Origin of the sequence: Desulfonispora thiosulfatigenes DSM 11270 (assembly GCF_900176035.1) — a bacterium.
Lineage (GTDB): Bacteria > Bacillota > Peptococcia > Peptococcales > Desulfonisporaceae > Desulfonispora > Desulfonispora thiosulfatigenes.
The window spans coordinates 184454-205050 of sequence record NZ_FWWT01000016.1 but is presented as its reverse complement, the minus strand read 5'-3'; the positions used below and the strand labels follow the sequence as shown (position 1 = coordinate 205050).

The following is a 20597-nucleotide window of genomic DNA, read 5'->3' as shown; positions in this document are numbered from 1 at the left end:
TTTTATCACCCTCCTAGGGTATCAATAACTTTTTTCTCTTGCAAAATTGTATCTATATCAAAAAGAAGCTTGTTTAACTCATCTACATTTCCGTTTTTTTCAGCTTCTTGTAACTTAGTTTTTTTAGCATTATATTCTGTCTCTAAAAAAAGTAATCTTAAATTCTTTAGATAATCAAAAAATGCCTTTTTTATATTACTAGCTTTATTTTCTTGCATCATAATGTAGGCAAATAAATTACTATATTTATTTTCAGAGAAATTACTGCTGCTCACTTCGCCTGTTTCTAGATATAATTTGTAAATTTCTTGATAAAATTCTTGTAAGGTAGATGTAAAAAGTTTAGCTCCACCTACATTTTCGATTTCAGTAAACAACTTATTATTTTCAATAATTAATTTTAAGGTTAAGATTTCCACCTTATTAAAATGGTCATAGTTTATAGTCTTATTATCTCTCTGATTATCTTTAGTATCCCGAAAATTATAAGCTTTCTTTACTTCTTGATTAATTTTTTTTAATTCACTAATAATTGTTTCAGAAGGTAATCCTAATTTTTTACTAATTAAATCAATTGCTCCTTGCCGCAAAACAAAACTTTTCATTTTGAGCAAGTCTTCTGCTAGATCTTCAATAACTTTTAATTTTCCTTGGATCGCAATAATTTCATTATTTTCCATGGAATGGGTTAGTTTATATTCTATTAAACTTTGTCCATCTTTAATTAATAGTTCTAAACCATCTTTGCCTTCTTTTTGTAAATATTCATCCGGATCTAATCCCTTAGGTAAATTAATTACGCTCACATTGCATCCTAAATCAGATAAAACATCTAAACCTCTTAAACTAGCTTTAGAACCTGCAGCATCTGCATCGTAACAAATACCAAGATTATAGCTATAACGCATTAAAAGGTTTGCTTGATATTTGGTAAATGCTGTACCTAATGAAGCAACAGCATTTTTTACCCCATGCTGATAACAGGCTATAACATCCATATATCCCTCAACAATTAATGCCATATCCTTATCTCTAATATTATTTTTAGCTAGATTTATGCCATATAAATGATAACTTTTGTTAAATAGAGGTGTATCAGGTGAATTAAGATACTTAGGTTCACCTTGACCTAATATCCTAGCCCCAAAAGCCACTACCCCTCCCCTACTATCCCAAATAGGAAAAATCAATCTTCCTCTAAAGCGATCATAATACCCATTACCACTTTTACGCGGTGAGATTAATCCTAAATCTAAAAGTTCCTGAGGTTTAATGTCTTTTTTCATCATAAATTTCAAAAGACTATCCCATGAATCTATGGCATAACCAATTTTAAATTTATTAATTGTTTCAAGATTTATACCTCTTTTTTGTAAATATTCTCTGGCTAATTTTCCTTGCTTTGAATCAACCAATATTTTATGATAAAATCTAGAAGTAAGGTCATTGATTTTAAAAAGTCGTTCTCGCTTAGTTATTTTGTTCTTTTCACTAGCACTTATTTCTGTTTCAGGGATAGCGACTCCTGTTTTTTCTCCTAGTCTTTTTATGCTTTCTGGAAAGCTAATATTATCCATTTTCATTAAAAAGCTATACACATTTCCTCCGACACCACATCCAAAACAATGAAAGATTTGTTTCTCCGCTGAAACCGTGAAAGAAGGAGTTTTCTCATGATGAAATGGACATAATCCTTTAAAGTTCCTGCCTTCCTTTTTTAAAGGTATAAATTCTTTAATTACCTCTACAATATCAGCGCGGGCAGTAATTTCATCGATTATCTCCTGTGGTATATAACCTTTCATAAAAATCACCTTCATCCTACTATGTAACAAAATTCGCCATATTTTGCATTATTCCTGCTACTGATTTAAAGAAAACTTAAATAATGATATTTTTTTAACAACGAAGGATTTTTACTTTTTTATTTTTTATCCAAAAGTCCTGATAAAGCCATTCTAAACCTTTCCCGATCTACTTCAGTGAATGCCTTTGGACCTTTTGTCTTTCCTCCAGCTCTTCTGATTTTACTTGAAATATGCCTGTTTAATAATAAATTGTCAATATTTTCATTTGTATATGGTTTACCTGTATGATGCAGCACTTTACATTTCTTAGCTAAAGCAATAGAAGCTAACCCGTAATCCTGGGTAATGACAATATCATTTTCTTTAATTTTATTAATAATAGCCATATCAGCAGCTTGAGGAACATTATCAACAATAATACTTTCAACATTTTCAAGTGCCTTAGAATAATGACTAATACTACACACGATAACAACCTTTACCTTATACTTTTGTCCAAGATCAATAATAATGTCTTTTACAGGACAAGCATCAGCATCTACATAAATATTCATTTTTCCTCATTTCTCTACTAAAATTTAATTCTACGGATAACTATTATTCTCTATTACTTTAATATTTCCTGCTATAAAAAAATCTTCTTGGCAAAAGGTAAATTTTTGTATATAATGGATAAATATATTATATGCTAAAATTTACAAATTAAAACGTGTTTTTTTCCTTTTTCATACTATTTAGGCAAGTTTTTATTAAAATTACTCTAAAATATATTAATTTCACAAAAAAGAACGAGGTATCACTAACTCTTTAAATATAGTGACACAATAATTATCACTCATACCTGAGATATAATCAGCAACTCCTCTTTCGATTCCTTCTGTTTTTGCAATTGTTTGATAAAATAATGGTAACCTTTCTGGATTCTTTTTATAGTATTTAAATAAATGCTCTATAACATACATCGCACTTTCTCTTTCTTTAGAACAAACTTCTCCATTATAAATATGTTCGAACATAAATGTCCTAAGATCAATTAATGCTTTCTTAATTTTTGGACTGAGATTTATCTTCGGCTCTTTGCTATTTTCCAATTCATGAAATCCGTGCTTAATCGCATCTGTTACTAATGTGGTTATTCTTGCACTATGGCTTTCCCCTAAAATTTCTAATGGTTCTTTAGGTAAATCGCACTTTCGTAATATTCCACCTCTAATGCTATCATCAATATCATGTTGCACATAAGCAACCTTATCACTAAGTCTAACTACTTGTCCTTCAAGGGTCTCGGCTCTATTTATATCTTTATCAAATCCTCGATGATTTAACACACCATCAAGTACTTCTTTACTTAAATTAAGACCTCTTCCTTCACTTCTTTGCTCGACTTCAGTTAAAACTCTGACGCTATTTTCATTATGCCTAAATCCATCTGTCATAAGTTCATTTAATACTTCCTCCCCTGAGTGTGCAAATGGGGTATGTCCTACATCATGAGCTAGCGCTATTGCTTCAATTAAATCTTCATTTAGTCGCAATCCTTTTCCAATAGTTTTAGCAATTTGATTTACTTCTAAAGTATGAGTAAGTCTAGTGCGAAAGTGATCATTACCAGGAGAAATGTATACTTGCGTTTTATGTTTTAACCTGCGAAATGCTTTAGAATGAATTACCCTATCTCTATCTCTCATAAAACAAGTTCTAATGGGATCTTCAGGTTCAAAGATAGCCCTACCTTTAGATTTAATTGCTAATTTAGCAAATGAAGACAAATTTTCCTTTTCCCGTTGTTCTATATATTCTCTAATTTCCAAGGCTACACCTTCCTAAAATATTGAAGTCTCAAGTTTCTAATTCTCTTTATTATTTAAAAGTCCTGCTTTCTAGCTAGTCGCATTTCTAATTAAATATTTAAAACACAATGTTCTTGTAGTAGCTACTGTTTGCTCTGCTCATTCTTTAGCTAAATTCTCTTTAATGTCCCCAGAAGGTTTAAAATATTGTGGAGAAAGCTTAAAGGAATTCCTAACAGCTATTGGAAAGGCTAATGGTTCATTCTTTACTGTTCAGGGAGTTGATGTTCATATTGGTATCAGGCCTCCTATCGCAGGCTCTGTAGATGCCTTTATTGTAGTAGTAGAGCCAGGTCAAAGAAGTATTCAAACGGCGCACTCAATCGTCCCGCTTGCTAAAGATTTAGGGGTAACTAAAATTTTTGCTATTGCAAATAAAGTTCGTCCTAGTGCTGAAGGATTTTTTCAAAAAAATATAGACCTACCAATTTTAGCCGTGATACCTTTTACAGAAACCATTATCCAAGCTGACTTAAACGGAGAAACCGTGTGGGAAAATAATCCTGAACTTTTAAAACTAGGCAAACAAATATATCAAAACTTATGTAAAGAGCTCGGCTGTTAACAGCTGAGCTCTTTGTCTTGTTAGATTTTTTTATAATATTGTTCTTTGTGTATTTACTGTTGATAGGGCTACAACTGTCAAAATAGAAGGCTCATTTCTTTATCTATATTCTTTCAGCAATTTTTAGCCATGTTTCTTTGGTTAAATAACTTTCTTCTACTTGCTTTTCTAACTCCAAAAAGCGTTGGTAAGGCATACTAAATGAAAGGATATCTTTTTCTATAAATTTTCTTGCTGAAGGATCAGTTAGCCCGATAAAACACTTTTGCTCCTTCTCCTCAGATTGCGCTAGAGCATATAATACAGACTGATGACAGGCAGCGCCAAAGTCTATTTTGACGTTGTCTTGACTTGGTTTATCATAATTGGCAAACCACATCAGGGCAGAAAGTTGATCTGCATTGGCTAAGAAGATAATGATTTCTGGTTTTTCATCTCTGCGAAATACAGCAACGGGTTGGGTTTTAAGCTTAATAGCATCGGCAATCTTACTTTTCATACTAACACTCCTTAACGAATTGTATATTATCCTTATTATATGATTGCTCAAATAAATGCTCACCATATACAAAGAAATATATATAATTTATTTAACCCTATTGCTTAATTAAAGAAAATCTTTTATAATTATGCCTAGATACCCGATGTATAGATATTCTATGTATTATGGGAGGAGGTAAAACCAATGCAAATAAATAAGGAAATGCTAAAAGGCAGTACAGTAGTTTTAGTACTAAGCATGCTTAACCGTGAACCTATGTATGGTTATCAGATGATTAAAGAAATTGAAAAGGAATCCAATAGTATCTTTAGTTTTAAAGAAGGAACTCTTTATCCTATTCTCCACTCATTAGAGTCAAAAGATATGGTTGAATCCTACTGGTGCGGTGAAGAAGGCAGTAGACAAAGGAAATATTACCGTCTAACTACTAAAGGCAAATCTGAATTAAAAGAAAAACAACAAGAGTGGGTTACATTCCGTTCAACAGTTGATAAAATTTTAACGAGGGAGGTTTTTTCATGGATTTAAATCACAATAAAAATATCCAAGAATATATTCGTGAAATATGCTCACAAGTTAAGTTTCGTGATGTTCATCAAGATATAAAGCTAGAATTAGAAGATCATATCAGGGAAATTTCAGAACAATATCTAACACAAGGTTCTTCTGAAAAAGAAGCTATCAGGAAGGCCATTGCTCAAATGGGTGATGCTGACATTATCGGAAAACAACTGAATCAAGTTCATAGGAGAAAACCTGAATGGAGCATTTTATTATTTTCCTTTATCTTTATCAATATAGGATTATTAGCAATGTATTTTATCCAAAGACAAAGTTTACTTACATATGATATTCATATATTTCAAAATAGTTTGCTCTTTTCATTTATAAGTTTAATTACTTTTATATGTTTGTACTTTTTTGATTATAGAAAACTTGAAAAATATTCTAAACACATTTATCTAGGAGCTCTTTTAATTCTTGCCATTACAATTTTATATGGAATTCAATTAAATGGCAGTAGGAGTTGGTTAATTCTTGGTCCTTTTAGCATTAACTTTGTATCAGTTAGCCCCTTATTGTTTATAGTAGCCCTAGCAGGTATCTTTAATAAATGGGACTGGAATAATAAGCGTAAAATGTTGCAAGGTTTTATATTATCCGCATTACCACTAATTTTAATTTTAGCATCTCCTTCAATTTCAACGGGAGCTATATATGCCATAGCCTGTATGGTTGTCATGATTGTTTCAGGTGCAGATTTAAAAAAAATTATCTTAATATCAGGTGTATCAATGGTAATACTAATGCTCTCTATTATCACCAAACCTTATCAACTAACTAGACTACTTACATTTTTAAACCCTGAAGCTGATCCACTTGGAGGAGGTTATTTAAAGATTCAGTTAAGTAAAATAATTTCTGATTCAGGGATTTTTGGAAAAGGTTTTACATTTAATCCCCAATTAATACCTAATATCCATACAGATTTTGTTTTTGCCTTTATTACATATACATTTGGTTGGATAGCAAGTATTTTGCTTATTGCTTTTATTGTTATATTTCTAATACGTATTGCACGTATAGCCAGACAAGTAAAAATTAATTATGCCAAGTTATTAATAAGTGGTTTTGTTTCTATTCTCGCTGTTCAGTTTTTATGGAATGTATCTATGAATTTAGGGCTAGTACCGCTAAGTGCCATGGGGTTACCTTTTGTAAGTTATAGCGGTTCACAGCTTGTCATTAATGCAGCAACAATTGGTATTATCTCAAGCATTTATATGCGAAAAAATATTTCTAATGACTATAATGGACTAAAATCCGAATAACAAAGGAAGGGGATTATCTCTTAAACCACTAAAAGATAATCCCTTTCCTTTTTTTATTTTTGTTGAGGCTTTTTATGGCTTTAATACAGTTTGCCTCACCATACCCGATAATATTATTTTAACCCTTACTTCTTGACTATTCTGACTTGCTGAACAAAATATAAATAGTGTGGATTAATTTATAGCTATGTTAGACATGCATATTTATTTAAAGTTTTTCATTAGAGCTGTAAAGGCAACGGTTACGCCCTCTTTTTTTAGCACAATATAGAGCTTCATCAACCTGTTTTAAAACTTGCTCTGGTGATATTAACTCAGTCGGGTAAACGGTAACGATACCGAGGCTGGCCGTAACGCATTTAGCAATGTCGGATGCACAATGTGGAATAGCGAGCTCCTCAACTGCTTTTCGGATTCTTTCCCCCAAAGCTTTAGCTCCGTCTTCATCTGTCTCGGGCAATATAATAATAAACTCTTCCCCTCCATATCGCGCAACAATATCAGGTGCTCGGCTTATAATAGTTTTTAACGTAGTTGCAATCATTCGTAAACACTGATCCCCAGCTAAATGGCCATAGCTGTCATTGAATTTCTTAAAATAATCAATATCTAGCATGATTAGCGATAATGTAGATCCAGAGCGCCTTAACCTGAAAAATTCTGTTTTAAGAGTCTCATCAAAATATCTCCGGTTAGCTAATCCGGTCATACTGTCAGTAATCGAATTGAGTTGAGCTATATTTTTCTCTATTTCAAGTTGTTGAACCAGCTTTTGTATTTTTCGCTCGGCTAACTTGCGTTCTGTAATGTCACGAATAATAAATACCATTTTATCCGGGAGTCCATTTGCACTATAAACAAACCCACTATTCACCTCAATATCAAAGATACTTTGATCCTGACGCACTCCATGATATTCATTTGCTTTTAGATTGCCTCCTTGATACATTTGTTGGAGGTTAGATTTTGCTCTTTCAACATCCTCAGGTATAATGAAGTCGAGGAGCTGCATACCTATAAAATTATTAAAATCCGATTTGTATCCGAACATTTTCTTGGCTGCAGAAGAAATCATTAAGATGTTCCCCTCTAAATCCGTGATCGTGATATCATCCGGGGAGGCGTTGAGGATAGAACGATATTTCTCTTCGCTTTCTATAAGTGCCTCCTCAAATTGCTTTCTCTCGGTTATATCGCGAATCGCACTGATAATATGGGGTACAGAATGAATCATAATAATTCTGGCTGAGATCATTCCGGAAAATTGGCTATTATCTTTTCGTTGGAAAATAAATTCCCTATTTTCGCAAGTTACTTTATCATTCAGCTCTGTTATGAAAAGTTGTCGATCTGCAGGATTATGCCAAAAACTAATCGTTCGGATATAATCCCCAATGACCTCGGCTCTAGAATAACCGCTCAATACCGAAAATCCATCATTGACCTCAACAATGAAACCATCATTTAATCGCGTTATTAATTGGGCATCTGGGTTTGTGTTAAAAATCAATTGTAATTTTTCCTTTTCTAATTGATTATCACTATTTAGCCTCTGATTTACCATGATGATCAAGCCAAATGTCCATAAATTACTAATGATGATAGAAAGAATAGCTCCGATTATAAGAATTTCCTCTTGATCAGTATATGAGTGAATAGTAGGCAACATACTTACCCGAAAAGTACGAACTGTATAAAAACATCCATAAACAAAAAAAACAGCGGCGGTAAAATTCGCTGAACTAGAAATTAGCCTGTTTTTTTTGCAGAAAAGCTGGTAGGATATCATAAATGAAATAATAGCTATAGTAGCAGTTACGACAAATGTACGTGCGGAAATATCATTATTTATATACATGTAATAGTAATAAGATAGATTAAGGACAACAAAAATTGAAATTGGTATCCATTTGGTTACTTTTTTATTAAAAAACTGTTTAATTCCTATGTACAAAAAGATATGACCTAAAATTAGAAGTGGGTTTGCGATCCTTGCAAACATCTCAAGGGACTTTACGGTTACCATGGGCATAAAAATAAAACCTAGTGCCATTAAACTAGACCCCAGTAACCAATAGCCAATCCCACGGTAGGGTCTATTCACTCTATATTGAACAAAAAGAGCAATAACCTGAGTGCCCAATATTAAACTAAGAACAATAAAAAGGGTTAAAATATGGAATTTTATAACATTCCCTCCTTTCATATTCTATTTAATGTTTTTTACAGTTTCAATTATTATACAATATGTTTTGATAGTATGTCATTATTTACCGATTAGTACTTAACAATATATTTATTTACTAAATAATATATTTATATATTCAATATATTATAAAAAAAGGATACTGCCACTTAATATATTAAGTGGCAGTATCCTTTTTAGTATCTTTTTTGTAATTTTTAATGAATCCCACAAAGTCTTGATATATAAGAATTTACGTGTTTACCCTATACTATTTGATCTTACTTAGATTGATTGTTATTATTAACTGCTGCCTGAGCTGCAGCTAATCTTGCTATTGGAACTCTAAATGGTGAGCAGCTTACAAAATCTAAGCCTATAACATGAGAAAACTCAATTGAACTTGGTTCTCCTGCATGCTCTCCACAAATACCTATTGGTAGGTTTGGTTTAACTTCTCTAGCATTTTTCACTGCATACTTCAATAATTTCCCAACACCCTTTTGATCTAAAACAATAAATGGATTATGCTCTATAATTTTATAATCTAAGTATTCCTGCATGAATTTGCCTTCAGAATCATCTCTACTAAATCCTAAAACTGTTTGGGTAAGATCATTTGTCCCAAAGGTGAAAAACTCGGCATATTCTGCAATTTCATCTGCAGTTAAGCAAGCTCTTGGTAATTCAATCATCGTACCTACGTGATAGTCAAAATCTACGCCTGTTTCTTCTCTAACCGCTACTGCTACTTCATCTATTTCTGCTTTTAATAATCTTAATTCATCTGGTCCAATAATTAATGGAACCTCTACTTCTGGGATAATATTATATCCTTCTTTTTCAAGCTGAGCTGTTGCTTGGAATATTGCCCTAGCTTGCATACGATAAATTTCTGGGTAAGTAATTCCAAGGCGGCACCCTCTATGACCTAACATTGGATTATTTTCGCTTAAAGCTTTTACCTTTTTTAATAATTCTTCTTTTTCTTCAAGCAATTCAGCATCTCCATCGCTACATTTAAGCTTCGTAATATCAACTAATAAGCTTTCTGCATTAGGTAAGAATTCATGTAATGGAGGATCTAATAAACGCACAGTTACTGGTAATCCTTCCATAGCTTTTAAGATTCCATAAAAATCTTCTTGTTGGAAAGATAATAATTTTCTTAAAGATTTTTCTCTTTCTTCTATTGTTTCTGATAAGATCATTTCTTGTACGATTGGTAATCTTGCTTGATCCATAAACATATGCTCTGTACGGCAAAGTCCTATTCCTTGGGCTCCAAATTCTCTTGCTTTCTTAGCTTCTTCTGGACTATCAGCATTTGCTCTTACGCTTAATGTTTTTATTTCGTCAGCCCAGGTTAATATTCTTTGAAAACTTGGACTTAACTCAGGATCAATCATTGGTACTTGGCCTAAAATAATATTACCAGTAGTACCATCAATACTAATAATATCACCTTTTTTAAACTGATGCTTCCCTACAACCAATTTTTCATTTACCACATCAATCTCTAGAGCTTCACAGCCACATACACATGGCTTGCCAATACCACGAGCAACAACTGCAGCATGGCTAGTCATTCCACCACGACTTGTTAAAATACCACGGCTATAAACTACGCCATGAATATCATCTGGAGTGGTTTCTAGTCTAACTAAAATTGTATCTTTGCCTTCTTTTCCTAAATTTTCAGCATCATCTGCATTAAAGACAATTCTACCACTGCCTGCACCAGGAGAAGCTGGTAGCCCTTTAGCAATAACAATTAATTCAGCATTAGGATCTATGCTTCTGTGTAGTAATTGATCTAGCTGAGTTGGTTCTATCCTTAATAAAGCTTCTTCTTTAGTAATTAATTTTTCATCAACCATCTCTGCAGCTATTCTAATTGCAGCAGCAGTTGTCCTTTTTCCTGTACGTGTTTGTAACATATATAATTTTTCATTTTCAATTGTAAATTCGATATCTTGCATATCACGATAATGATTTTCTAAAAGATTAGCTATTTTTACAAATTGATCATATACAACTGGAGAATCTTCTTGTAAGTTAGTAATTGGATTTGGAGTTCTAATTCCTGCTACTACGTCCTCGCCTTGAGCATTCATTAAATACTCACCATATAATTTATTTTCTCCATTAGCTGGATTACGAGTAAAGGCTACCCCTGTTCCACTTTTTGCTCCCATATTACCAAATACCATAGACTGTACATTTACTGCTGTACCTAAAGCATCTGAAATATTGTTAATTTTTCTATAATAATCTGCTCTTGGATTATACCAAGAATCAAATACTGCTTGCACCGCCATAATTAATTGTTCTGTAGGATTTTGTGGAAATTCTTTTCCTGCAGATCTTTTTACTAAAACTTTATATTCCTTGATAATGTTTTGTAAATCTTCTGCACTTAGCTCATTATCATTTTTTACACCTGCTGTATCTTTTTGCTTTGCTAAAATAGTTTCAAATTCATAATGTTCTACTTCCATAACTACATCACTAAACATTTGAATAAAACGACGATAGCAATCATAAGCAAAACGTGGGTCGTTGACGCTTTTTGCAAGACCTTCAACTGTTTCATCATTTAAACCTAAGTTTAGGATAGTATCCATCATTCCTGGCATGGAAGCTACCGCTCCAGAACGAACTGAAACTAGTAAAGGATTGCTATTATCCCCAAATTTTTTCCCTGTAGCTTCTTCTACTGTTTCTAATTTATCCCATAAATCAGCTTCTAATGATTCAGGTAGTTTTTTCCCTAGCTCAAAATAATCTATACAAGCCTCTGTAGTAATCGTAAGTCCTGGAGGTACTGGAAGTCCAATATTAGTCATTTCAGCTAAATTAGCACCTTTACCACCCAGTAAATTTCTCATATCCTTAGAACCTTCTGCAAAAAGATAAACATATTTCTTATTTTTCAAATTGATCACCTCTATACATTATTTTCAATATTTTACTAGCAGTTTCTTCGATAGCTCTATTAGAAACATCTAGAACTGGACACCCTAACTTTTTCATTAGTTCTTCTGCATAATCTAGTTCATTTAAAATTCTTTCAATACTTGCATAATCAGCGCTTGACATTAAACCCATGGTTTTTAATCTTTCTGTCCTAATCTCATTTAACATATTAGGTCTGATTTTAAGGCCGATTATTTTGCCATGTGGTAATTTAAATAATTCTTCAGGAGGGCTTACCTCTGGTACTAACGGAATATTCGTAGCTTTAATGCGTTTATGAGCTAAATACATACATAATGGTGTTTTAGACGTTCTAGACACTCCTATTAAGACTATATCAGCATGCATTATTCCTCTAGGATCTTTACCATCATCATATTTTACGGCGAATTCTATAGCCTCTATTTTACGAAAATAATCATCATCCATTTTATGTACAAGTCCTGGCTCACCATGTGGCTGATGTCCTGTAACCTCTGAAATAACCTTCATCATAGGTCCTAACACATCTACTGTAGCAATATTTCTTTTTGCTGATTCTTGTTCTAATAGTTTTTTCAAACTTTCCACAACAAGTGTATAAGCAATAATGGTATTTGGAAAACGACTTACTTCTTCAATAATTTCTAATAAATGATCTTCCGTGGTCACATATGGAATACGTCTAAATTCCGTTGTTCCGCATTTAAATTGACTTACTGCTGCTCTAGCCACAAATTCAGCAGTTTCACCTAAAGAATCAGAAATTACATATACAATCGTATTATTAATAATCATTCTCCTCCTCGCTACCAAACTTTCCTAAACCAAAGTCTACAAAAGCTTTTGTAATATTAGTTTTTGAAAGGCGACCTACTACCTTATACTTTATAATCTTATCTTGCGTTATTTCTTTAACAACTGGCAGAGCATCTACTTCATGGCTGCAAATTTTCCTCCCAGCATGCCAAAGACCTTCTTCCATAGTGGTAGTAATAACATTAGGCATTCTAGTCATAATCACGCTTACAGGTACTTGATTTATATCCACCTTACCTAGTGTAGTTTTTAATAAATCTTTGCGAGAAACTATTCCTTCTAGGATTTCTCCCTCACTAACTACAAAAAGTGTGCCGACATCATTTACAAAAAGAGCTACAATTGCATCATAAATAACCGTATTCTCTGAAACAACAACTGGAACTGATAAAAAATCACGCACCCGAAGTTTCATTATTTTGTCTATGATTGTTTGATAAGGTTTTTTATTTACATAAAAGTATCCTACTCTAGGTCTCGCCTCTAGATGTCCTATTTGCACTAAAAAGGCTAAATCCGATCTTAGAGAGGCTCTAGTTAAATTTAACCTTTCGGCTATGCTATCCCCTGTAATTGGTTCTCCACCTTTGACAATTTCAAGAATTTCCTGTTGCCTTTTACTAATTTTTATCTTTATTCACCACCTGAAAAACTATACATCATAATTTATATTTTTGTTAATTAATATACACTATTGTAGCCTAAATCGTTCCTTTAGGGTATACTAATTTTTGATTTTTCTTATTTTTTTTCAGTAAATATTTTTTTTGCAATTTTTTTACCTGTAGGGGTTACGGCTAAGCCGCCTTTTGATGTTTCGCGCAAGGATTCAGGCAAGCATCTTCCTACCTCTCCCATCGTTACAATTACTTCATCTATTGGAATAACGCTTTTAATACCGGCTAAAGCCATATCAGCACAAGTCAGGGAAAGAGAGGCACCCAAAGCATTTCTTTTTGCACATGGCACTTCAACAAGCCCTGCTACGGGATCACAAATTAATCCTAAAATATTCTTTAAAACCATTGCGCAAGCATGACCAGCTTGTCTTGGAGATCCCCCGGATAATTCTACTACGCTAGCTGCAATCATGCCAGCTGCCGAACCACATTCAGCCTGACATCCACCCGCCGCTCCTGATACAGAAGCCTTTTGCGCAATAATAATCCCAAACCCCGAAGATGTAAATAAAGCATCTATTACCCTATCATCATCTACCCCTAGATGTTCTTGCATCGTTAATAATACTCCAGGAATTATTCCGCTAGAACCAGCAGTTGGAGCTGCCACTATTTTTCCCATCGATGCATTTACTTCTAAAACAGCGAGCGCTCTTGCTACTGCTAGGTTAACCAAATTACCCGATAAAGTTTTTTGCGTTAAACAATAATCATGCAGCCTTCTTCCTTCACCACCAATTAGTCCCCCCATGGACTTTTGAGGATTATTAATTCCTAAAATAATTGATTCCTTCATTATACCCCAGTTTGTGCGCATCTTTTCTTCAACTTCAGTAATTGATATTTCTTTTTTCTCTGCTTCCCATTCTTTTACTAACTGTCCGATACTAATTAGCCTTCTTTCACTTTCTATAATTAAATCTTCTATACTATTAAAATTCACCATTTTCACTCCTCGGATTAAACTGGTTGGACAAATCTGACATGACTAATAGGTTCTATTTTTAAAATTTCCTGCATAGCTTCATTGGGAATATATTCATCTGTTTCGACGACCATTGTTGCTGTCTTTCTTTTTTCTTTTCTAAACACTTCCATAAATGCAATATTGATATCATACCTTGCTAAGCATTCTGAAACCTTAGAAATAACACCTGGTATATCATTATGAAAAGTTATTAATGTAGGAAAGTCTCCTTTTATTCTTAAAGGATGTCCATTGATTTCAGTTATTTCAACACTACCCCCTCCTATAGAAGATCCAATAACCGTTAAATTTTCTCCTGCATGAGTAGTAATCATAAATTTCACTGTATTTGGATGAAAGCGTTCTTCTTTCTCTCCCGTAATAAACGAAAACCGCAATCCTTGTTCTTTAGCTAATGTAAACGAGCTTCTAATTCTTTCATCAAAAGTATCAAAGCCAAGTAAGCCACTGATTAAAGCTAAATCCGTGCCATGACCTTTATAAGTTTCCGCAAAGGAACCATAGAGCATAAGCTTTACTTCTTTAGGTAATTCTCCGGCAATTTCTCTTGCCATCCGTCCTAAGCGAACTGCACCTGCCGTATGAGAACTTGATGGACCCACCATTATAGGTCCAATAATATCAAAACATCCATATTCGCCCATATGTTTTTTCCTCCTTTTAATGTTGCTACAAGTATTATCCCCAATTCATCTTTATTTCTGCATCTTTACTGGTATAAAAAAACACTGTTTACATATTCTATGCAAAACAATTTATAATACTATCCACAGTATTATCCACAAGTATTAATCCTATTTATCCTCTATTTCACAAAGTTATCCCCACAATCCACAAAAAACACATTTTTTTCTGTGCACAACTTTCTCCACACAAAAAAAACCCGTAATACGAGGTTATACACAGTTTTATCCACATTATCCACAGGCGATGAATCCACAAAGTAATTAACCGTTAAAAGATGCCCCTTATTTTACTTATTATACCAAAAATTTACTTGAATGCATACTAATTTTTCAGTACCTGCAACCCCATACCATATCACGATGTTGTTGTCAAATAAAAGATTTTAATTTATTTGATATTTTGGTGTATACTTTTTAGAAATATTGAGTATAATTATATTAAGAATAAGAATTACTTATACAAGTGAAAGAACTTACAAGAACTAGCAAGGATAAATACTTACTCTCTAATAAATTAAGTTAGAGAATATTTACTAAAACTAAATCTACTATATAAATAAACAATATAGCTACTTCGGAATTATTCATTAAATCATATTCTCGATTGTCAAATATTTAACTACATTTGCAAGCACGTGATTGTTAAAAAATTAACATTATAATTAACCCTTAAGCGAAAAGGGAAAATAAAAGGAGGATATTGAAATGGAATTTATGCTTGGTTTAGTTTATGTAGCAACGGCTGCTACGTATATTGGTGTAGGAGTAATGGTTTATGGTTGGGTAAAACACGGTAGAAAAGAACACTCTGTAAGATAATTTTCTTCAGGTAACTAGTAGTTAAGTAAAGAAGTTATGAATCTACACATTTAGTCGATTATATCTGTATATGATTGTTAAAAATATAACATTAATTACCCTGAAATAGGGTTAAATATAAGGGGGATTTTAAAATGGAAATTATGTTAGGTTTAGTCTACGGAGCAACAGCTGTTACGTATGTAAGTGTTGGAGTATTAGTATATGGTTGGTTAAAACATAATAAAAACAAGCAATCAGTTAGATAATAAAATAAAAGGAGGATATTGAAATGAGTGTATTAATAGGAGTTGCATATTTAGCGGTAGTAAGTGCTTATGTTGGATTTAGAGTGGTTGTTTACGGAAAAGCAAAACATGAACAAAAACATTCTCTTCGCTAATTTGTCAGTGAATCGGTAAATACTTCGAAAACTTAGCGGATTAAATAATGTATATTGTCTGTACTTGATTGTCAAAAATTTAACATTATTAACCCTAATTAGGGTTAATTAAAAGGAGGATATTGAAATGAGTGTACTAATAGGAGTTGCATATTTAGCGGTAGTGAGTGCTTATGTTGGATTTAGAGTGGTTATTTACGGAAAGGCAAAACATGAACAAAAACATTCTCTTAGCTAAATAGTTGCCTGCATAATAACTGTAAATTATTATGCAGGCATAATAATTTATCCTAAAACTATATATTTACATATAAAAAACCTTTATTTATTTAAATAAAGGTTTTTTAATGTGCAATTTTAAATTAATCTTTGTTTAAATTCTCACTTCGCTTCTTTGACCTTTTGTATATGTAGAAATAGTTTTAAAACCCATCTCCCTGAGAGCATCTATCGCCTCTTTTATATGCATTCCTACATGCTTAGCTGTATGAGCATCAGAACCTACTGTAATAATGTTTCCACCTAGTTCATGATACCATTTTACAATTTCTAAGGTAGGCAAATAATCCCCCACTGCTTGTCTGATTCCTGAAGTATTAACTTCTATCCCTTTATCATTTTTAATAGTTTCTTTTAAGATTTCTCTAATCATCTCTTCATGGTCTTTGGCCATGAACTTTTTATAATTACTTGGCACATATCTTTTTAAAACGTCTATATGACCTAGGATATGAAAATCTCCCTTTTTTGCACTATTTAAAACTTCTGAAAAAAATTGCTCATATACTACTTCTTCTTTCCTACCTGTATAATCACTATGTAGCACGGTATCACCTAAGTAATGGACTGATCCTAGTAAAAAGTCAAAATCTTTATCCTTTAGCATTTCTTCATGCCTAGTTTTATAAAGATGGGGCTCTCCTAATTCCAGGCCTTTTTTGATTAATATTTTATCTCCATAAACTTCTCTACATTCTCCTATTTCCTTAGCATATTTTTCATAATTAAAATGTCCTAAACCTTCATCATAAGGATTTAGGTCAAAATGCTCTGTAAAAACGATTTCTTTTAATCCCATTTCAACTGCTCGTTCACAATGACCAAGCATGGTTTCGGTGCTATCAAAAGAATTATGTGTATGAACATGATAATCTACTAAATAATTAAACATTTTACCTCCTATTACACGCCAAATTTAAGATTAGGATTTGCATTTAAGTCAAGGTCTGCATATTCCTTACGAATGGCTTTATAATGAGCTGCCGCTCCAATCATGGCAGCATTATCTGTGCAAAATTCTATTTGAGGATATAAGACCTTAATTCCTTTTTCCTTTGCCTTTAGGGTCATTTCTTCTCTAAGAGCACTATTTGCGGAAACTCCACCTGCTAGTAAAATTGTATCTATTTCAGATTCTAAAGCGGCATTTATTGTCTTTGTTATTAAAACCTCGATAACCGCACTTTGAAAGCTTGCAGCTACGTTTTCCGTATTTATTTCAATATCTTTCATCTTGCACTGATTTAAATAATTTAATACAGCTGATTTTAACCCACTAAAACTAAAATCATAAGAACCTGCTTCTAGCCATGATCTTGGAAAATCTATCGCATCTTTACATCCTAGTTCAGCTCTCTTTTGAATCTCAGGTCCACCCGGATAAGCAAGTCCTAGGGAACGTGCTACTTTATCAAAAGCCTCTCCTGCTGCATCATCTCTAGTTTGACCGATAAATTCATACTTACCATGCTCTACTATTTTCACAATATTAGTATGGCCACCTGATACAATTAAACAAATTACTGGTAAATTTATCTCTTTATGTACTAAAAAGTTTGCATATACATGACCTTCAATATGATTAACTCCAATTAAAGGTTTATCCGAAGCAAAGGCAAGCGCTTTGGCACATGAAACACCTACTAACAAAGCACCTACTAAACCTGGCCCATAGGTGACAGCTATATGCGTTAAATCATCGAAATTTAAATTAGCTTTATTTAAGGCCTCTGATACTACTATATTCATCATTTCTAAATGCTTTCTTGAAGCCACCTCTGGTACTACTCCCCCAAATTTTTGATGCGTTGGTATTTGAGTAGAAACTACATTGGCTAATACTTCTTTTCCGTTTTTAATTATCGCTACTGCTGTTTCATCACAACTAGTTTCTATCGCTAAAATTATCGTATCTTTCATAGTTCACCTCAATTACACTAATTTTGCCCACATGATTAAAGCATCTTCTCTTGGATGAATATAATACCCTTTTCGAACTCCTTCAGTCTTAAATCCAAACTTTTCATAAAGTTTTATGGCAGCATTATTACTTGCCCTAACTTCTAAAGTCATACGGGTTGTATCTTTAGCTAATGCAATTTGGATTAAATTTAACATTAGTAATTCACCAAGTTTTTTCCCTCTATATTCTGGTAAAATAGCAATGTTAGTAATATGACCTTCATCTATAATTACCCATAAACCTCCATAGCCTACTAATTTACTTTCATCTTCAGCCAAGGCAACTACTAAATAATTTGCAAATTGATTATCATGTAGCTCACATTCAAAAGCATAAGCAGACCATGGAGAAGAAAAACAAGCCTTTTCAATCTCTACAATCTGCTCAATGTCATCAAAATCCATAGGCCTAATAATTACTTGGTTTTCTTCATCGCACATTGTTTTGCCTCCAAGGTAATTTCTGCTTCTGATTTACGTAAATAAAAAGGTTCTAGGGTGAAAAAGCTATCTTCTTTATTTTCTGAAAATCCCTTAGCACCTAAAATAGCTACACTCGAGCTCCGAGTTAATAAATTATTACTTGAAGCAAAACGAGCAAGACTTGGTATAGCCTGTTCAAGATAAGCGCGATACTCTGGTACTCCATCTCCTAAAAACATTACTTCACTACCATTTTCCAGGATTAACTTTACAAGTTTTTCAGGCGTTAGGGCTAAATATTCACTTATTCTCTTTAATTCATTATTTTGCATTTGATAAAGAGCTGTATATACTTCACTTTTACGTGCATTTAAAATAGGACAAATAATTCCACTATACCCAAATAAGTTATAGGCTAATGCATCCAAAGTTTTAATGCCCATAAGCTTTGTTCCTGTAACTTGTACTAAGCTTTTAGCGGTTACCATTCCAATTCGTAGTCCCGTAAAGGATCCAGGCCCTTTTGTGACGGCTATCCCCTCTATATCCTTTAAAGATAAATTTGCTTGTTCTAATGTACTTTTAATTAATGGTAAAAACTTCTCTGAATGAGTGTTTCCTGTGTTTAAAAAACTCTCAGCTAAAATTACCTCTTTTTCACTATCAAATATTGCTACCCCAGATACTATTGTAGAGCTATCTAATCCGAGTATAAGCATGTCCTGTCAACTCCTCAACTAGGTCCATATAATGACGACCCACTGGCTCAAAATCTATTTCTCGTCCATCTTCAATATTTGTAATATGTATTTTTAGATGTTCTTCAGGAAATAATTCTGGAATTAAATTGCCCCACTCGACAAAGGTTACTCCCTGACCGTAAAAATACTCTTCATATCCTATGTCTTCCATTTCGATAGGATCCTTGATACGATATACATCCATATGATAAAGAGGAATTCTTCCTTCTTCGTATTGTTGTATAATTGTAAAGGTTGGACTAGTTACTATATCTTCTATCCCTAAACCTTTTGCAATTCCTTGTACTAACAAGGTTTTTCCTGCACCTAAATCTCCAGTTAGAGAAATAATATCTCCTGGTGTTAAAAATGCAGCCATTCTCTTACCTATATATTCAGTTTCTTGTGGACTTTTAGTTACAATGGAAACCAATCTAAAACCTCCTCTAATTTAACCTGACTAAGTTGGCGTAAGTCTCCCACCTTTTTAGGTGACAGTCAAACGCCAACTAAGTCATGCATTTGCAGTTCTAAAATTTAGGTGGAGAGAAAGAATCTCCACCTGAATTCAGAACTTGCTTTAAGAGACTTACCTTTAGTATATCCTATTACAACTTTATAAAAACGGCAAGAAAAAAGGTAGCCTAAGCTACCTCTTTATATGATGCCTTCTCTTATAATTCCTTAATAAAAAAATCTCAGCCTTTGCACTTTTAATTAAAATCTTAACCTTTTTGTGCAAATACATTATCAACATAATTCATAAGATATTCAATATCAAAAGGTTTAATAATAAACTTATCCGCGCCACCTTTTTTAATAGCTTCAACAGTATATCCTTCACTATAAGCAGTCATCATAATTATATGAGTATTAGGATATAAATTTTTCATTTCATATAAAGCTTCGACACCATCTTTTACTGGCATTTTTACATCCATAATTACTAAGTCAGAATTGATTTCTTTTATTTTGTCTACCCCTTCTTGCCCGTTAGTAGCCGTTTCTACTGAAAATCCTCTATCTTTCAGGGCCATTGAAAGTAATGCTCTTACTCCTAATTGATCATCAACAACTAATACTTCACCCTTTTTAACCCCCATACTTATCCTCCATTAG

At 33.0% G+C, this 20597-nt stretch carries 18 protein-coding genes and 1 pseudogene; 3 read left to right on the top strand and 16 right to left on the bottom strand.

Annotated features, from left to right (window positions below; translation table 11 throughout):
* Window positions 1–5 precede the first annotated feature (5 nt).
* The 3 genes from dnaG to B8965_RS06520 form a co-directional block, all read right to left on the bottom strand.
* Window positions 6–1805 carry a DNA primase gene (gene dnaG / locus B8965_RS06530; RefSeq protein ID WP_159446291.1) on the bottom strand — a complete coding sequence of 600 codons (1800 nt, stop codon included), beginning with the start codon at window positions 1803–1805 and terminating at the stop codon, window positions 6–8.
* Between the two features lie 119 nt (window positions 1806–1924).
* On the bottom strand, window positions 1925–2362 hold the full coding sequence (locus B8965_RS06525; protein ID WP_084053038.1) for a YaiI/YqxD family protein: 438 nt from the start codon (window positions 2360–2362) through the stop codon (window positions 1925–1927).
* 222 nt (window positions 2363–2584) lie between these two features.
* Window positions 2585–3619 carry a deoxyguanosinetriphosphate triphosphohydrolase gene (locus B8965_RS06520; protein WP_084053037.1) on the bottom strand — a complete coding sequence of 345 codons (1035 nt, stop codon included), beginning with the start codon at window positions 3617–3619 and terminating at the stop codon, window positions 2585–2587.
* A gap of 163 nt (window positions 3620–3782) precedes the next feature.
* Here B8965_RS06520 and B8965_RS06515 point away from each other — a divergent pair, with 163 nt between their 5' ends.
* Window positions 3783–4223: an ATP-binding protein gene (locus B8965_RS06515; protein WP_084053036.1), complete on the top strand. Its 441-nt coding sequence runs from the start codon at window positions 3783–3785 to the stop codon at window positions 4221–4223.
* 103 nt (window positions 4224–4326) lie between these two features.
* Here the strand turns inward: B8965_RS06515 and B8965_RS06510 are convergent.
* A pseudogene (locus B8965_RS06510) lies at window positions 4327–4659 on the bottom strand (DUF169 domain-containing protein); the annotation flags it as partial.
* Between the two features lie 249 nt (window positions 4660–4908).
* On the opposite strand from B8965_RS06510, the gene B8965_RS06505 reads away from it, so the two are divergent.
* The gene (locus B8965_RS06505) at window positions 4909–5253 is read left to right on the top strand and encodes a PadR family transcriptional regulator (RefSeq protein ID WP_084053035.1); all 345 of its coding nucleotides are present in this window, start codon (window positions 4909–4911) and stop codon (window positions 5251–5253) included.
* Window positions 5244–6557 carry an FtsW/RodA/SpoVE family cell cycle protein gene (locus tag B8965_RS06500; protein ID WP_084053034.1) on the top strand — a complete coding sequence of 438 codons (1314 nt, stop codon included), beginning with the start codon at window positions 5244–5246 and terminating at the stop codon, window positions 6555–6557. Before B8965_RS06505 ends, B8965_RS06500 begins: the two co-directional genes overlap by 10 nt.
* A gap of 208 nt (window positions 6558–6765) precedes the next feature.
* Here the strand turns inward: B8965_RS06500 and B8965_RS06495 are convergent, their stop codons facing one another.
* The 12 genes from B8965_RS06495 to B8965_RS06440 form a co-directional block, all read right to left on the bottom strand.
* A complete protein-coding gene (locus tag B8965_RS06495; RefSeq protein WP_084053033.1) occupies window positions 6766–8763 on the bottom strand; it encodes a diguanylate cyclase domain-containing protein in 1998 nt (665 codons plus the stop codon).
* A 260-nt stretch (window positions 8764–9023) separates the two neighbouring features.
* Complete coding sequence (ppdK, locus tag B8965_RS06490; RefSeq protein ID WP_084053032.1) at window positions 9024–11681, bottom strand: pyruvate, phosphate dikinase; 2658 nt, start codon at window positions 11679–11681, stop codon at window positions 9024–9026.
* Window positions 11671–12498: a pyruvate, water dikinase regulatory protein gene (locus B8965_RS06485; protein ID WP_084053031.1), complete on the bottom strand. Its 828-nt coding sequence runs from the start codon at window positions 12496–12498 to the stop codon at window positions 11671–11673. The genes ppdK and B8965_RS06485 overlap by 11 nt, the downstream gene beginning before the upstream one ends.
* A complete protein-coding gene (gene ccpN / locus B8965_RS06480; RefSeq protein ID WP_084053030.1) occupies window positions 12488–13150 on the bottom strand; it encodes a transcriptional regulator CcpN in 663 nt (220 codons plus the stop codon). The genes B8965_RS06485 and ccpN overlap by 11 nt, the downstream gene beginning before the upstream one ends.
* 110 nt (window positions 13151–13260) lie before the next feature.
* Window positions 13261–14142: an L-serine ammonia-lyase, iron-sulfur-dependent, subunit alpha gene (gene sdaAA / locus B8965_RS06475; RefSeq protein ID WP_341451579.1), complete on the bottom strand. Its 882-nt coding sequence runs from the start codon at window positions 14140–14142 to the stop codon at window positions 13261–13263.
* Window positions 14143–14159: 17 nt separating this feature from the next.
* On the bottom strand, window positions 14160–14831 hold the full coding sequence (sdaAB, locus tag B8965_RS06470; protein WP_084053028.1) for an L-serine ammonia-lyase, iron-sulfur-dependent subunit beta: 672 nt from the start codon (window positions 14829–14831) through the stop codon (window positions 14160–14162).
* A 1616-nt stretch (window positions 14832–16447) separates the two neighbouring features.
* Window positions 16448–17245: a histidinol-phosphatase HisJ family protein gene (locus tag B8965_RS06465; protein ID WP_084053027.1), complete on the bottom strand. Its 798-nt coding sequence runs from the start codon at window positions 17243–17245 to the stop codon at window positions 16448–16450.
* Window positions 17246–17256: 11 nt separating this feature from the next.
* Window positions 17257–18273, bottom strand: a complete 1017-nt coding sequence (tsaD, locus tag B8965_RS06460; RefSeq protein ID WP_084053026.1) for a tRNA (adenosine(37)-N6)-threonylcarbamoyltransferase complex transferase subunit TsaD — start codon at window positions 18271–18273, stop codon at window positions 17257–17259.
* Window positions 18274–18285: 12 nt separating this feature from the next.
* Complete coding sequence (gene rimI, locus B8965_RS06455) at window positions 18286–18756, bottom strand: ribosomal protein S18-alanine N-acetyltransferase (protein WP_084053025.1); 471 nt, start codon at window positions 18754–18756, stop codon at window positions 18286–18288.
* Window positions 18732–19457 carry a tRNA (adenosine(37)-N6)-threonylcarbamoyltransferase complex dimerization subunit type 1 TsaB gene (tsaB, locus tag B8965_RS06450; protein ID WP_084053024.1) on the bottom strand — a complete coding sequence of 242 codons (726 nt, stop codon included), beginning with the start codon at window positions 19455–19457 and terminating at the stop codon, window positions 18732–18734. The genes rimI and tsaB overlap by 25 nt, the downstream gene beginning before the upstream one ends.
* Window positions 19435–19911 carry a tRNA (adenosine(37)-N6)-threonylcarbamoyltransferase complex ATPase subunit type 1 TsaE gene (tsaE, locus tag B8965_RS06445; RefSeq protein ID WP_084053023.1) on the bottom strand — a complete coding sequence of 159 codons (477 nt, stop codon included), beginning with the start codon at window positions 19909–19911 and terminating at the stop codon, window positions 19435–19437. Before tsaE ends, tsaB begins: the two co-directional genes overlap by 23 nt.
* Window positions 19912–20203: 292 nt before the next feature.
* Window positions 20204–20581, bottom strand: a complete 378-nt coding sequence (locus B8965_RS06440; protein WP_084053022.1) for a response regulator — start codon at window positions 20579–20581, stop codon at window positions 20204–20206.
* Window positions 20582–20597 lie beyond the last annotated feature (16 nt).